Source organism: Ardenticatenales bacterium, from assembly GCA_020634515.1.
Taxonomy (GTDB): Bacteria; Chloroflexota; Anaerolineae; order Promineifilales; family Promineifilaceae; genus JAGVTM01.
The window spans coordinates 272,982-285,921 of sequence record JACKBL010000002.1 but is presented as its reverse complement, the minus strand read 5'-3'; the positions used below and the strand labels follow the sequence as shown (position 1 = coordinate 285,921).

The following is a 12,940-nucleotide window of genomic DNA, read 5'->3' as shown; positions in this document are numbered from 1 at the left end:
CCGTTCTACTACTTAATGATGCTCTTGGCGCCAATGAATTGCTTAAAAAGCAGACGAAAACCGGGCAAGAAAGCCACTTTCAGATAGAGATTTTGCAGCCTGATCCCAAACGCGCTGTGCGGCACAAAAGAGCGGGCGAACTTTTCCGCCCGCACCTGCCGCTCCTCGATTTCCGGCTTCAGTTGCGCCTGATAGGCGGCGAAGGCGCGCTCATGGTCACCATTCGCCAGGCGTAGCTGTTCCGCCAGCAGATAGGCTCCGGCCAGCGCCATGGAGGCCCCTTGCCCGGAAACGAGCGTAAGGCATTGGCAGGCGTCGCCAACGAGGGCTACACGCCCCTGATACCAGGAGGGCATGCGTATTTGCGAAACGGTGTCGAAATAGAACCGGGGCAGCGCCATCATCTCCTTGACGACCTGGGGAATTGCCCAGCCCATGCCGGCAAAAGTCTCTTTCAGCATCGTCATCTGTTCGGCGGGCGACAGGGACAACCGCGGCGGCGATTGCCAGACGAAGAACGTCGCCAGCCGTCCGCCGCGTATCGGGTAGACGGCGGCCTGTTTGCCCGGCTCCAGATAACTATAAAACGTATCCTGGTTTCCCAAAAAATCATCAATAATGCCGCAGCAAACCTGATACCCCAGGTGATAGGCAAACTGGCTTTCCGCGCCCCAAAGCAGCGCGCGCACCTGGGAGTGGTAGCCGTCCGCGCCAATGACAAGATCAACCGTTTGCTGACGACCATCGGCGAAGGTCACGTCCACGCCATCAGGCCGCAATCGCAAGTCGGCGATAGTCACGCCAAAGTGTACGGGCACATGGTCTTGAATCTGCGCGTACAGGATGTCCACCAGGTCGCCGCGCATGAAGTTGAAATGGCGATAGTTGAGCAGTTGGCGCATCTTCTCCAGTTCGATGCGGCTTTGCGTCTGGCCCCGGCTGTTTACGAAGTCCAGTTCAGGGACGGGGTAGTGCCGTTGACCCAGTTGCGGCAGGATGCCCATTTTTTCGGCCACGTCATAGCCGGAGCCGTAGAAGTCGATCATGTAACCGGCGTCGCGCAGGGCGTGGCTTTTCTCGACGATCACGGGCGCGAATCCGTATTGATGCAACCAGTAGGCCAGGGAAATGCCGGCAATCCCCCCCACAAATCAACACACGTCTATTCCGTAACATACAGCACCGCCTCCCTTGCTCCGTTACAATTTCGCCTGGGCGCGCGGGCGAAAAGCAACAAATGGAATATGCTGCTCCGCCAGCCGACGATACTCATCGTCACTGCCCGTCACAACGAATCCCAACACGCGCGCCAGCGTGCGCGCCGCGCCTGGATGCCTGTGAGCATAATCCACCATCGCTTGCCCGGACTCTTGCGGCGACAACGGAACGGCGGTGACGGCCAGGCGGCGGCGGCCTACCTGGATCGTCACGTCGGGCGTCTTCACTACATTGCGATACCAGTCAGACTTAGGGCCAAATCCGGCGGCGACGAGATAGATGTCCGTGGCCTTATCGTACCCGGCCACCTCCACCACGGCCTGCCGTGGCCGCCCACTCTTGCGCCCCACGTGGTTCAGCAGCAGAAACCGCCCCCCTAACAACCAGCCCAGATGCCAGCGATAAAACCAGATCGGCAGCCGGTAAAGCAGGCGGCTGAAACCGCGTGGGGGATGACGTTGTGTTGAGCCAGTTTCTGTATTCATCGAAATACCTCCATTTTGCCTGACAAGGCGGCCTAACCGGAATCAAGGAACCATGACTACGTTGGTGCCGCGAGTTATGCGCCAAAATGCGCGGTGAGAAAACGAGCGACATTGCCGGGACCATCCCAATCTTGCATGACAGCCTGAATTTCGCGGGCGCGCCGCCGCGCCTGCGGTCGGTCGCCCGTTTACGGGCCGCGGCAGGCTACATGGGCTGCGGCAGGCTCAGCCCACGAGGGGGCCAGCGGTTATTGTGTGGGTGGCGGCCCAATACCCGCCAGCAGCAACGACAGACTCGCTTCCACCTGACGCGACAGGTCCAGCGCGTCGTGACTAAAGACCCAGAGGAGCAGCAGTCCTTCAAACAGCGACATCAGCGTTAAGGCGGTGTCGGCGGGGTCCACCGGGCGGAACTCACCCTGCGCCACGCCCTGCGCCACCAGTTCCGTCAGCATCGCATGATAACGGCTGAAATACGCTTGCAGCACTTCTCCCAGCGCCTCCTGGCGCGCCGCCTGGGCGTAAATCTCCAACGTGAAAGGGAGTTCCGCATCGAGCGCCTGCACATCGGCCACGCTGGCGCGCATGATGTGCGCCAATCGCTCGCTGGCGCTGCCGCCCGCGACCACGAGTGCCGCCATCTGTTCTATTTCTTGCTCAAATAACTCGCGGAAAACGGCGGCGATCATCTCGTCTTTGCTCTTAAAGTGCCAGTAGATGCCTCCCTTACTCACGCCGGACGCCTGCACGATGTCGTCCATGCTGGCGGCCTCGAATCCCTTTTCCGCAAAAACGCTCGTGGCCGCGCGCAAGATTTTGTCTCTGCTACGTTGGGCTTTGCTTTTGGACATAATGAGACCTTCGAATTACAAACCGACCGGTCGGTTTGTTTTATATTACCCGGCTTTTTTGCTTTGTCAAGACGCAGTCTGATTGTGGGTTGGTGGTATCCGATTTGGTAAACCGGCGTACAGGAGGGAGTTGTCCCATTTTCTAAATGGGACCTGTCCGATTTGGAGAAGCGGACGACAAAGGGTTGCCCCATTTTCTAAATGGGACCTGTCCGATTTGGAAAATCGGACTACAGAGAGTTGTCCCATTTTCTAAATGGGACCTGTCCGATTTGGAAAATCGGACGACAAAGGGTTGTCCCATTTTCTAATTTGGGCCATGGGCAGAGTGCCGGCATTTCCCCCGTTTACAAACTCTTTACAGCCCGATTGCACAGAAATAAAACGCGCGGAGTACAGTACAAGCCACCTGACCCATCAACAAAAACCACATCACCAGGAGGAAAACCATGAAACGCTCCCTATCCGCCCTGCTGCTGGCCCTGCCACTGCTGCTCACCACCTGGGGCGCGGCCCGCACCACGTCCGCCACCGCCCCACCCGCGCCCCTGCTCTTCACCACCATGACCCACATGGAAGCCAGTTTTCTGGACGACCAGGACCCGGACATTTTCCACGCGCACGTCGAGCAACTGCGCTACGGCATGAAGTTGTTTGAAACGTATGGGGCGAAAATGACCATTGAGAGCGAGAAGCCCTTTGCCCGCGCCAATGCCATTTGGGGCACAAACGTGCTGCTAGAGGCCATCATGCGCGGGCACGGCGTCGGCACGCATTGCGACATTGGCTTCAACGATCCCCCCATGCCCATTCCCCAATTCGCCGCGCTGCTACACGAGAACAAAGTGCTGGTTGATGACCTGGTGGGCGCGGAAAACAATCGCGGCTGCTCTGGCGCGGGCGGCGTCAACGATTGGGCGCTGGCCGCCGACATGGCCGGGTTTGATTATGTAAACGGCATCGTAGGCATGCACTACCTGTCCATGCCGCTGCAAAATCGCCCCGATGGCTGGACGGACGAATACATCCGCCAGGTAGCCTTCCACGAACAGGCTCCCGTAGACCTGGCACAGCGGATGCACCCGTTCATGGTGGCGGACGCGGTGGATTTCGTCGCGGATGAAGATGGGGTGATTTTGGTGAGCGCGGGGGATTTGGGGCGGCTGGATTACATGGCGGAAGATGGCGCGTGCGCGCCGGATTGCCCGCTGACATTCGCGGACACAAACACGCTGGTGCGCCAAATTCTGGCGGCGGCGGCGCTGCACGATCCAACACGGGTGGGCAAGTTGAGCGCCTATCTACCGGTGGACATCTACAGCCACGAGAATGAAGCGCCATTGCGCTACTTCTTGATGCAGATGCGGCATCTGGAAACGGAGGGTATTATCACCTGGGCCACGCAGGGGGAGGTGCTGGACACGTATAGTGCCTGGAACCCGTAGGCGGCTGGCTCAAATTGGCGTTGGGTCGTCTGGCCGCGCGGCAATATCCACGAAGATTTCCACCCATGTGCCCGCGCCGCCGCGGCGGTAGGGGAGGCCGGACTGTTTGAGCAGGCGCCAGATGCCGTTGTTGCTGTATTGGATGACGGCGGTGAGGGTGTGAATGCCGGCACGCCGCGCCTCCCGCACCAGCAAATCCAACATAACGGCCCCGATCCCCTGCCGCTGCGCATCGTCGCGCACGGCAATAGACGCCTCCGCCACCCCTGGCCCCGTGCGAATGAAACGCGCCCCCGCCAACGGCGCGTGCGGCTCTCCCGGTAAGTCGGCGAACGCCAGCCACGCCGCCCCCTCCTCCGGATCCACCCGCGCCAGCCGTCGCGCCTCCGCCTGCACCAGTGCTGGATCAGGATTCGATAACGCCTGATTAAAACGCAGGTAGCGGCTCTCCGGCCCCAGGTGCGCGAAAAGGTCGGTCAGGTAGGGCGCATCCTCCAGACACAATGGGCGCACAAACAGATCCAACCCCGTTCTCGTGCGAAAAGTCATTGTCGCCGGTCTCACAAGCATATTGCCTCCCATGACGCACCGCGTCATATATCTGTAGGATAGCAAAACTTGCCGCGGCTGGCAAGCAAACGACCATTGATAACGACGACCGGATCATTCGCCTTAATTTGGCGGGAAGCAGGCCTTCTCCCTGGATCAGTCCAGGTGAAGCAGGTACAATCAGTTCCGCTGCGTCGCTACGTCCCCCGTTACCTGGGCCTGTCGAGGGCGACAGCCTGTCGAGGGCGACAAGGGCCTTGATAAGGGCTTTGATAAGCTCAGCCCACGCGAGGGCCAGCAGCAACTCCGCCGTGTTGATTTCGGGGCACTCAAGAGTCATTTGGCGCGTCCAGGAGAGGGCAATGAGGACAATCTCTTACCGCAAGTTAGCCGCCGCTGATGCCGGGTTGTATCGGGAAATCAGGCTGGAGAGTCTGCGACTGCACCCGGAGAGCTTTGGGTCCGGTTATGAAGCGCAGCGCAAGCTGCCGAAACTCATGTTTGAGCGGGCGCTGGAGTCGCCGGTTGACAACCGATTCCTCTGGGGCGCGTTTGACGGCCCACGCTTGATCGGCATCTGCGGGTACATTCCGTTTGTGATGGGGGACCTGGACACGCCCGATTTGCGGAACACGGGCACGATCATTCAGATGTACGTGCAGGCGGCGTACCGGGGGCGAAAAATCGGCCTCGCGCTGGTCCATGCCGTGGTGCGGGAAGTCTTTGAAAACACGGACATGGCGCAAATCATCCTCGGCGTGATGCGCGAGAACGCGCGCGCCATTCGCGTCTACGAACAGGCGGGATTCCAGGTATACGACAACCCAGAGGCAGAACCCGCTGCGTCGGGCGAGCTTCTCATGATCAAGCGGCGTGAAGAGAGAGGCGCGGCCTAATCGCCAAAGGTGATGCCCTGGGCCAGGGGGAGGGCGTTGGACCAGTTGATGGTGTTCGTCTGCCGGCGCATGTAGGCCTTCCAGGCGTCGGAGCCGGATTCGCGCCCGCCGCCCGTTTCCTTTTCGCCGCCAAAAGCGCCGCCGATTTCGGCGCCACTGGTTCCCACGTTGACGTTGGCAATGCCGCAATCGGAGCCGGTGGCCGCCAGAAACGCTTCCGCCGCGCGCAGGCTGTCGGTGAAGATGGCGCTGGACAGGCCCTGCGGCACGTCGTTGTGCAGCCGCAACGCTTCTTCCAGATCGTCGTAGGTGAGCAGGTAGAGAATGGGGGCGAAGGTTTCCTGGCGGACGATGGGGGTTTGTGCCGGCATTTTCACCACCGCCGGCTCCACGAAATTCACACCCAGATCCGCCCGCATTCCGCCCCCCACCAGCACCATCCCCCCCTCCGCCTGCGCCTGCGCCAGCGCCGCTGCCATCGCCCGCGTCGCATTCTCCGTCACCAACGGCCCCATCAACGTCCCCGCCGCCAGCGGGTCCCCTATCTGCACCTGTCCATAGGCGCGTACCAATCGCTCCGCCAGCGCATCCGCCACATCACGATGGACAATCACACGCCGCGTCGTCGTGCAGCGCTGCCCCGCCGTGCCCACCGCGCCAAACACAATCGCCCGCGCCGCCAGTTCCAGGTCCGCGTCGGCGGCCACGATGATGGCATTGTTGCCGCCCAGTTCCAGAATGGTGCGCCCCAGGCGCGCCGCCATGCCCTGCGCCACCCGCCGCCCCGTGCGCGTGGAGCCGGTGAAGGAAATCAGCGGCAGGCGCGCGTCCCGCACCATCCACTCCCCCACCTCGCCCCCGCCCACCGCCAGATTAAAGACGCCGCTGACGCCGTGGTCGGCCATCACCCGGTTGGCGATGTGTTGCACGGCCACCGCCGTCAGGGGGGTCAGTTCCGAGGGCTTCCACAGCACGGCGTCGCCGCAGACGGCGGCAATGGCCGCGTTCCACGACCAGACGGCTACGGGAAAGTTGAAGGCCGTGATCACGCCAATGGGTCCCAGAGGATGCCACTGCTCATACATGCGGTGGCCGGGGCGCTCGGAGTGCATGGTGAGGCCGCAAAGCTGGCGCGAGAGACCGACGGCGAAGTCGCAAATGTCGATCATTTCCTGCACTTCGCCGTGCCCTTCGACGCGGATTTTGCCCATTTCCAGGCTGACAAGGTCGCCCAGCGGCTCTTTGTGGGCGCGCAGGGCGTCGCCCAGGTCGCGGATGAGCTGACCTCGCCGGGGCGCGGGCAACGTGCGCCAGCGGGCAAAGCCCGCCTGCGCCGCTGGCATGACTTGCTCATAGCCGGCGGCGGTTGCCTGGCGCACGGCTGCCAGGGGTTCGCCGGTGGTGGGGTTAAAGGAGACGAGTGGGCGGGCCTGGGGATCGGTGAACCATTGATCGATGCCGGCACAAACGCCCTCATTCTCGTCAGCAATTTGCAGTTTTCGTAGTACGGATTTCATGCGTAAGCCTCCAAAAACAGAGATTGATGGGTGGATGGCCCCAAGTCTAGCACAACGCGGCGTGGGGGAACCAAACAAGTTACGCGCGCGTTTATGGGGTAGAATGAGATAGCTGCCGCCCCGGCGACAGCAGTCTTTGTTTGCGAATATCAGCGCGTCCTCGCGGACCACGCCAGGCTTTTTCGGAATTTGAATGATCCTATTCCATACCGAAAAAGCCTCAAGCCAATCCAGAAAACCGCGCTTTTTCCGGATCGCTATTTTTCTGGATTGGCCCTATTTGGAGAATACAAGATGAAAACGATGCCGCGGGTCTGGTTCTTTTGCCTGTTGTGTTTATTGGTGATGCCGGCATTTGCCTGCAACTTCAACGCCCAACCGGAGGCCACACCCACCCTCTTCATCCCCACGCCCCCCGTCCCCACCAAAACGGCCATCCCCGCCGAACGCCCCACGTCGCCGACCACCATTCCCGCCCCCGCCGCCACCCTCACCCCCGTACCCACCGCCACCGGCGCGCCCATCATCTCCCCCACCGGCCAACCGACCGCCGTCCCTACCCCCACACTGGCCCCTACTCAGCAAGCCAGCGTCACCTACCGCGTCGTCTACGTCGTAGCGGATGACGTGCTCAACGTGCGCGGCGGGCCGGGCGTGGACAACCGCATCGTGTCCACGCTGTCGCCAGATGCAACCGGTGTGCAGATGAACGCCCAATCCGCCACCGCCGTGGGCACGTCGCAGTGGGTAACGATTGCCGGCAACGGCGCGTCCGGCTGGGTGAACAACCTGTACCTCACGGAAGTGGTCGCACCGGAGCAATTTTGCCAGGACCCCGCCGCCCGCGCAGCTCTGGACGCCTTCATCGCGCAGGTGCGGCAGCAGACCACCATCGCCGGCGGTGCGCTGCAACCGCTACACATGCAGCGCGGCCTGCACGTGCGCCTGAACTGGTGGAACCCTGAGGTGTGGCTGTCGGGCGCGGCGTTGAGCAACGTCTACGCTTCCGGCGCCAATTACAGTTGGGGCATTGCCGATGGCAGCGGGCTGCCCATCACGGGTGCTTTTGACGAGGTTGTATTGCCACTGTTGCAGCGCGATCTCCTGGGCGGGTCCCAGGTGGGCTGCAATGAGATTCTGCACGGCGGTACGGCTGGATTTGTGAAGCTGCCGGGGGAATATGCCGGCATCAACTACTTCTCCGTCTACCGCCCCGCCCCTCCCGCCGGCCCGGAAATGGACTGGGGCACATGGGTCGTGGGCGTCGAACGGTGGCAGGGGCAGTATTATGTCAGCTTCCTCGTTCACTTCCAGTGGGAAATCTAGGGAAGCCCGCATCTTCCCGGAAGCTCGACAGCTTCCGGGAAGGTGGTAACAAAGCCCTTCCGCCTTGTTATTCCAACGCCTGCGCCAGATCGGCAATAAGGTCGCGCGCATCCTCCAACCCCACGGACAGCCGCACCAGGCCGGGCATGACGCCGCTGGTGGCCATCTCCTCATCCGTTTGCACGGCAGAAATGGTGCTGGCGGGGTGCGTGATCAGCGAATGCACCCCGCCCAGGCTCACCGCCAGGCGAATGAGCCGCAACCGGTGCAGCAGGCGGAACCCCGCTTCTCGCCCCCCACGCAAATCAAAACAGACCATACCACCATACCCGCTCATCTGCCGCCGCGCCAGCGCGTGCTGCGGATGGCCGGGCAGACCCGGATAGTACACCTCGCGCACCGCCTCGTGCGCCGCCAGAAACTCGGCCACGGTCTGGGCGTTGGCGTTATGCAGCCCCATGCGCAGGTTGAATGTCTTCAAGCCCCGCTCCAGCAGCCACGCCTCAAACGGATGCAGCACGGCCCCCAGCATGACGTGTTGCCGCCAGAGTTGGGTAATGTGGGATTTTGTGCCGGCAATTACCCCCGCCACCACATCCGAATGCCCCGCCAGATACTTCGTGGCGCTGTGCAGCACCAGATCAATCCCCAACGCCAGCGGCTGCTGGTTGTACGGCGTGGCAAATGTGTTGTCCGCGACCGTGAGCAGCCCGCGCAGCCGCGCCAGCGAGGCCACCGCCGCCAGGTCCGTCAGCGTCAGCGTCGGATTGGCAGGCGTCTCCACGTAAATCAGGCGCGTCCGAGGCTGCACGGCGGCGGCGAACGCGGCGGGATCCGTTTGCGCCACCTGCGTGCAGGTGATGCCCAGGCGCGGCAGCATGTCCGTGAAGACGTGGGACGTGGTGGGATAATGCGTCTGCTGTGCCACGACATGGTCCCCCGCGCGCAAAAAGGTGAGTAAAACCAGCGAGATCGCCGCCATGCCCGATGCCACGGCAATCGCCCCTTCCGCCCGCTCCAGCGCCGCCACTGTCGCCTCCACCTGCGCCGTATTGGGCGTGGCGTAGCGGCCATAAAATTGAGGATGCGCCTCGGCCGTCATCGCCGCGGCAATGTCCGCCGCATTCTCGAAACCAAAGGTGGCGCTCTGATAAATAGGCGAGGAGACGGCGCTGGACGGATTATGCGCGTCGCCCTCGTGTATCAACCGTGTCTGAGGATGCCAATTTGATGACATGAGGGAGTCCTTGTCGGCGTTGGCCGTTTTCAGTTGACCGTTTTCCGTTGATTGTTCGTCAGTTTTCCCAATCGGGCAAGTTGCTCACGCGTGCCCAGAACGATAAGCTCATCGGCGGCGGCCAGGCGCATATTCTCGTCCGGCACGTGCGTGGCTCCCGTTGCGCCGCGACGCACGGCAACGAGCATAACGCCTGTTTGGCGGCGGATGTCCGCCTCGACCACGGTCTGCCCGTCTAGCCGCGAGTTCGGGGCGATGATCAACTCTTCTAGCCAGAGTTCCACGCCGCCATCCAGGGTGACGACATCCAGGAATTCGGTGATGTGGGGGCGGACGATGAGGTTGGCGATGTGCCGCCCGCCCATTTTGTAGGGAGAGACGACGCGATCCGCGCCGGCGCGGCGGAGTTTCGGCTCATTGTCGGTGCCTGTGCTGCGGGTGACGATGTACAGCTTGGGGTTGAGGGCGCGGGCGGAGAGGACAATCAGCAGGTTATCGCCATCGTGTCCGGTGGCCACGACGAGTTCGCGGGCGCGATCAATGCCGGCATCTCGCAAAACCTCATCCCGCGTTCCATCCCCCTCCAACACCCAAAAGCCATCCCCCCGCGCCGCCTCCGCCGTCTCCGACTGCCACTCCAGCACCAGCACCGGACGCTTCGCTTCCCGCAGCGCCTGCGCCGCCGCCTGCCCCACCCGCCCATAACCACACACAATGACGTGGTTGGTCAACTGATGAATCTGCTGCATCATACGCCGCCTCCGCAAATGTCGACTGAAATCCGTCGTGAAGAAAAACTCGCCCACCGTCGTCAGACCGTATGCCACCCCGCTCACGCCCAGGAAGATGAGCATAATCGTGAAGAGCCGCCCTGCCGCCGACAACGGATGCGTCTCCGCGAATCCGATGGTCGTCAACGTGATCACCGTCATGTAAAAGGCATCCAGCGGCGGCCACCGCTCAATCAGCACGTAACCCATCGTGCCCAACAGAAACAGCAAGATCACGCCAATGATGACGGGCAATATATGGCGACGAAAACGGTTGATCTCCATATGCACGGGCCACGGGGCGGGCGCTCGCGCTTCAGACGGCTGGTGCAGGCCGATGCGGACGCATTTGACAGTTGGACAGGAAAGCACCAAAATCCGAGGCGTGTTTACTGACCGACGCCCGGCGACCACGGCGCGGTCATGTCAAGTTTATCTGAAAAGGCGGCGTCTGTCAGAACCGCCAGGCGAGGTATCCATGAACAACAAGACCATTCCCGGCTTCCGCGATGTGCCGCGCACGGGCGTTATTTACGTCATGCACCGCGCCACCGAACGAGGCTTCCGCTATGATCATCCCCGGTGGGCCAACCTGGGACAGGGCGCGCCGGAAACGGGGCCGCTCCCGGGCGCACCGCCGCGTATCGAAGCGGTGCGCATCAACCCCACACAGCATGAGTACGGTCCGATCACCGGGCAACTTGCCCTGCGTGAGACAGTGGCCCATCTATACAACACACTCTACCGCCAGGGCAAATCATCCCAGTACAGCGCCGCCAACGTGAGCATCGCCGGTGGCGGGCGTGTGGCTTTGACGCGGCTGGCCGCCGCCCTGGGCAACATCAACATGGGGCACTTCCTGCCCGATTATACGGCGTACGAGGAGTTGTTGGGTGTTTTTAAGGCGTTTGTGCCCATTCCTATCCTGCTCGACCCGGAAGATGGGTATCAGGCTCCGTTGCCCCATTTGAAGAAGGAGATCATGGGGCGTGGTCTGAAGGCGCTGTTGGTGAGCAATCCGTGCAACCCGACGGGGCAGCTCGTGGCTGGCGATGATCTGGCGCAGTGGGTGAAAATGGCGCGTTATTATCGCTGTTCGCTCATTCTGGATGAGTTTTATTCGCATTATGTATACACAGATGCCGGCACGGACGCCCATCCCCCCCTTGTTTCCGCCGCCGCCTACGTCGATGACGTAGACGCCGACCCCATCATCATCGTAGACGGCCTCACCAAGAACTGGCGCTATCCCGGTTGGCGCATCAGTTGGACCGTCGGACCGCGGCAGGTGATTGACGCAATTGCCAGCGCCGGCTCCTTCCTCGACGGCGGCGCCAACAACCCGCTGCAGGCGGATGCCATCACCCTGCTGGAACCGGAAGCGACACGGCAAGAAGCCGAAGCCATGCAGCGCCATTTCCGCGCCAAGCGGGATTTCGTGCTGGCGCGGCTGCGCGCTTTGGGCATCATCGTGGAATCAGAGCCACGCGGGACGTTTTATGTCTGGGCCAATCTCGCGCAACTGCCGCCGCCATTGAACGACGGCATGGCCTTTTTTGAGGCGGGTCTGAATGAGCAGGTGATCACAGTTCCCGGCGTCTTTTTCGATGTCAACCCGGAAAGGCGGCGCGCCTATGCCCGCTACCGCCACTACTGCCGCATCAGTTTTGGACCGGATATGCCCACCCTGGAGCGTGGCCTGGCGGCGCTTGAGCGCGTGGTGCGGCAGAATTGAGAGGGCTACGATGTGGTTGATTTTTGTGATGCTGCTGTTGGGAACGGGACTGGGATACGCCTTGCGGGGGCGGGCGCGGCTGCTGGCGGGCGTGGACCATGTGACGACGGCGGCGGTGCTGGCGCTGCTGTTTTTGCTGGGCGTATCCGTGGGCCTGAATGACCAGGTGATGGCCTCGTTGGATTCGTTGGGGGCGCTGGCGCTGGGGTTGAGCGCGGCGGGGATGGCGGGCAGCATTCTGGCGACGAAAGGGCTGCTGTGGGCGGCGGGCGCGGGAGATGACGATGAAGGGTAGTTTGCTGGTGCTGGCGGTGTTTGTGTTGGGCATTTTCGCGGGCACGCAACCCGGCCTGCCTATGTTTTTGCGCCGGCCCGATCTCGCGCTGTACGCCCTCTACCTGCTGTTGTTTCTTGTCGGCGTGGGCATGGGCGCGAATCAGCAGGCGTGGAAGATGCTGCGTCGCCTCAATCTGCGCATTTTGCTGGTACCGTTGGGCGTGATTGTGGGGACGTTGGTGGGGGTGGCGCTGTTTTCGCTGCTGCTGCCGGCATTAAGCCTGCGTCAAGCCCTGGCCGTGGGTGCGGGGTTTGGCTACTACAGCCTTTCCAGCATCCTGATCACGCAGTTGCACAGCGAGGCGCTGGGCGTGGTGGCCCTGCTGGCGAACATGATGCGCGAGGTGGGCACGCTGCTGCTGACGCCGTGGCTGGTGGGGCGGTTGGGGAAGGTGGCTCCGGTGGCGGCGGGGGGTGCGACGACGATGGATACGACGCTGCCGGTGATTGTCAGATATGCCGGCAGCGACACGGCTATCGTCGCCTTTTTCAGCGGCGTCATCCTCACGCTGCTGGTCCCCCTGCTCGTCACCCTACTGCTCTAACCGGCAGGCAAAACGCAAGCAGTCATCTGA

General features: G+C 62.1%; 13 protein-coding genes. 6 read left to right on the top strand and 7 right to left on the bottom strand.

Features of this window, described 5'->3' with window-relative positions; all coding sequences use genetic code 11:
* Positions 1-8 precede the first annotated feature (8 nt).
* The 3 genes from H6650_05790 to H6650_05780 form a co-directional block, all read right to left on the bottom strand.
* Complete coding sequence (locus H6650_05790) at positions 9-1,148, bottom strand: FAD-dependent monooxygenase (protein ID MCB8951508.1); 1,140 nt, start codon at positions 1,146-1,148, stop codon at positions 9-11.
* 51 nt (positions 1,149-1,199) lie between these two features.
* Positions 1,200-1,703 (bottom strand): nitroreductase family deazaflavin-dependent oxidoreductase, encoded by a 504-nt coding sequence (locus H6650_05785; protein ID MCB8951507.1) that lies wholly within the window; start codon positions 1,701-1,703, stop codon positions 1,200-1,202.
* A gap of 248 nt (positions 1,704-1,951) precedes the next feature.
* Positions 1,952-2,554 carry a TetR/AcrR family transcriptional regulator gene (locus H6650_05780; protein ID MCB8951506.1) on the bottom strand — a complete coding sequence of 201 codons (603 nt, stop codon included), beginning with the start codon at positions 2,552-2,554 and terminating at the stop codon, positions 1,952-1,954.
* 449 nt (positions 2,555-3,003) lie between these two features.
* Here H6650_05780 and H6650_05775 point away from each other — a divergent pair, with 449 nt between their 5' ends.
* Positions 3,004-3,999, top strand: a complete 996-nt coding sequence (locus tag H6650_05775) for a hypothetical protein (protein MCB8951505.1) — start codon at positions 3,004-3,006, stop codon at positions 3,997-3,999.
* Positions 4,000-4,008: 9 nt separating this feature from the next.
* Here the strand turns inward: H6650_05775 and H6650_05770 are convergent, their stop codons facing one another.
* Positions 4,009-4,548: a GNAT family N-acetyltransferase gene (locus H6650_05770; protein ID MCB8951504.1), complete on the bottom strand. Its 540-nt coding sequence runs from the start codon at positions 4,546-4,548 to the stop codon at positions 4,009-4,011.
* Positions 4,549-4,910: 362 nt separating this feature from the next.
* Between H6650_05770 and H6650_05765 the strand changes: the two genes are divergently transcribed.
* Positions 4,911-5,444, top strand: coding sequence for a GNAT family N-acetyltransferase (locus H6650_05765; protein ID MCB8951503.1), 534 nt, complete (start codon positions 4,911-4,913; stop codon positions 5,442-5,444).
* On the opposite strand, the gene H6650_05760 is transcribed toward H6650_05765, so the two are convergent.
* Positions 5,441-6,961: an aldehyde dehydrogenase family protein gene (locus H6650_05760; protein ID MCB8951502.1), complete on the bottom strand. Its 1,521-nt coding sequence runs from the start codon at positions 6,959-6,961 to the stop codon at positions 5,441-5,443. The two genes, H6650_05765 and H6650_05760, sit on opposite strands and share 4 nt — an antisense overlap.
* A 294-nt stretch (positions 6,962-7,255) precedes the next feature.
* Here H6650_05760 and H6650_05755 point away from each other — a divergent pair, with 294 nt between their 5' ends.
* Complete coding sequence (locus tag H6650_05755; GenBank protein MCB8951501.1) at positions 7,256-8,287, top strand: hypothetical protein; 1,032 nt, start codon at positions 7,256-7,258, stop codon at positions 8,285-8,287.
* Positions 8,288-8,354: 67 nt separating this feature from the next.
* Here H6650_05755 and H6650_05750 read toward each other — a convergent pair whose 3' ends face one another.
* Positions 8,355-9,524 carry a PLP-dependent transferase gene (locus H6650_05750; GenBank protein ID MCB8951500.1) on the bottom strand — a complete coding sequence of 390 codons (1,170 nt, stop codon included), beginning with the start codon at positions 9,522-9,524 and terminating at the stop codon, positions 8,355-8,357.
* Positions 9,525-9,553: 29 nt separating this feature from the next.
* Positions 9,554-10,579, bottom strand: a complete 1,026-nt coding sequence (locus H6650_05745) for a potassium channel protein (protein ID MCB8951499.1) — start codon at positions 10,577-10,579, stop codon at positions 9,554-9,556.
* A 193-nt stretch (positions 10,580-10,772) separates the two neighbouring features.
* On the opposite strand from H6650_05745, the gene H6650_05740 reads away from it, so the two are divergent.
* The 3 genes from H6650_05740 to H6650_05730 are packed head-to-tail and all read left to right on the top strand — an operon-like array spanning position 10,773 to position 12,910.
* Positions 10,773-12,029: a pyridoxal phosphate-dependent aminotransferase gene (locus H6650_05740; protein MCB8951498.1), complete on the top strand. Its 1,257-nt coding sequence runs from the start codon at positions 10,773-10,775 to the stop codon at positions 12,027-12,029.
* Between the two features lie 10 nt (positions 12,030-12,039).
* Positions 12,040-12,324 carry a DUF340 domain-containing protein gene (locus tag H6650_05735; GenBank protein ID MCB8951497.1) on the top strand — a complete coding sequence of 95 codons (285 nt, stop codon included), beginning with the start codon at positions 12,040-12,042 and terminating at the stop codon, positions 12,322-12,324.
* Positions 12,314-12,910 (top strand): lysine exporter LysO family protein, encoded by a 597-nt coding sequence (locus H6650_05730; GenBank protein ID MCB8951496.1) that lies wholly within the window; start codon positions 12,314-12,316, stop codon positions 12,908-12,910. The genes H6650_05735 and H6650_05730 overlap by 11 nt, the downstream gene beginning before the upstream one ends.
* Positions 12,911-12,940: the final 30 nt, after the last annotated feature.

What these genes read in the sequence shown, in the direction of transcription:
- H6650_05785 (MCB8951507.1), bottom strand. Translation starts at nt 1,703, where the DNA reads ATGAATACAGAAACTGGCTCAACACAACGTCATCCCCCACGCGGTTTC.
- H6650_05750 (MCB8951500.1), bottom strand. Translation starts at nt 9,524, where the DNA reads ATGTCATCAAATTGGCATCCTCAGACACGGTTGATACACGAGGGCGAC.
- H6650_05770 (MCB8951504.1), bottom strand. Translation starts at nt 4,548, where the DNA reads ATGACTTTTCGCACGAGAACGGGGTTGGATCTGTTTGTGCGCCCATTG.
- H6650_05730 (MCB8951496.1), top strand. Translation starts at nt 12,314, where the DNA reads ATGAAGGGTAGTTTGCTGGTGCTGGCGGTGTTTGTGTTGGGCATTTTC.
- H6650_05765 (MCB8951503.1), top strand. Translation starts at nt 4,911, where the DNA reads ATGAGGACAATCTCTTACCGCAAGTTAGCCGCCGCTGATGCCGGGTTG.
- H6650_05735 (MCB8951497.1), top strand. Translation starts at nt 12,040, where the DNA reads ATGTGGTTGATTTTTGTGATGCTGCTGTTGGGAACGGGACTGGGATAC.
- H6650_05760 (MCB8951502.1), bottom strand. Translation starts at nt 6,961, where the DNA reads ATGAAATCCGTACTACGAAAACTGCAAATTGCTGACGAGAATGAGGGC.
- H6650_05740 (MCB8951498.1), top strand. Translation starts at nt 10,773, where the DNA reads ATGAACAACAAGACCATTCCCGGCTTCCGCGATGTGCCGCGCACGGGC.
- H6650_05745 (MCB8951499.1), bottom strand. Translation starts at nt 10,579, where the DNA reads ATGGAGATCAACCGTTTTCGTCGCCATATATTGCCCGTCATCATTGGC.
- H6650_05755 (MCB8951501.1), top strand. Translation starts at nt 7,256, where the DNA reads ATGAAAACGATGCCGCGGGTCTGGTTCTTTTGCCTGTTGTGTTTATTG.
- H6650_05780 (MCB8951506.1), bottom strand. Translation starts at nt 2,554, where the DNA reads ATGTCCAAAAGCAAAGCCCAACGTAGCAGAGACAAAATCTTGCGCGCG.
- H6650_05775 (MCB8951505.1), top strand. Translation starts at nt 3,004, where the DNA reads ATGAAACGCTCCCTATCCGCCCTGCTGCTGGCCCTGCCACTGCTGCTC.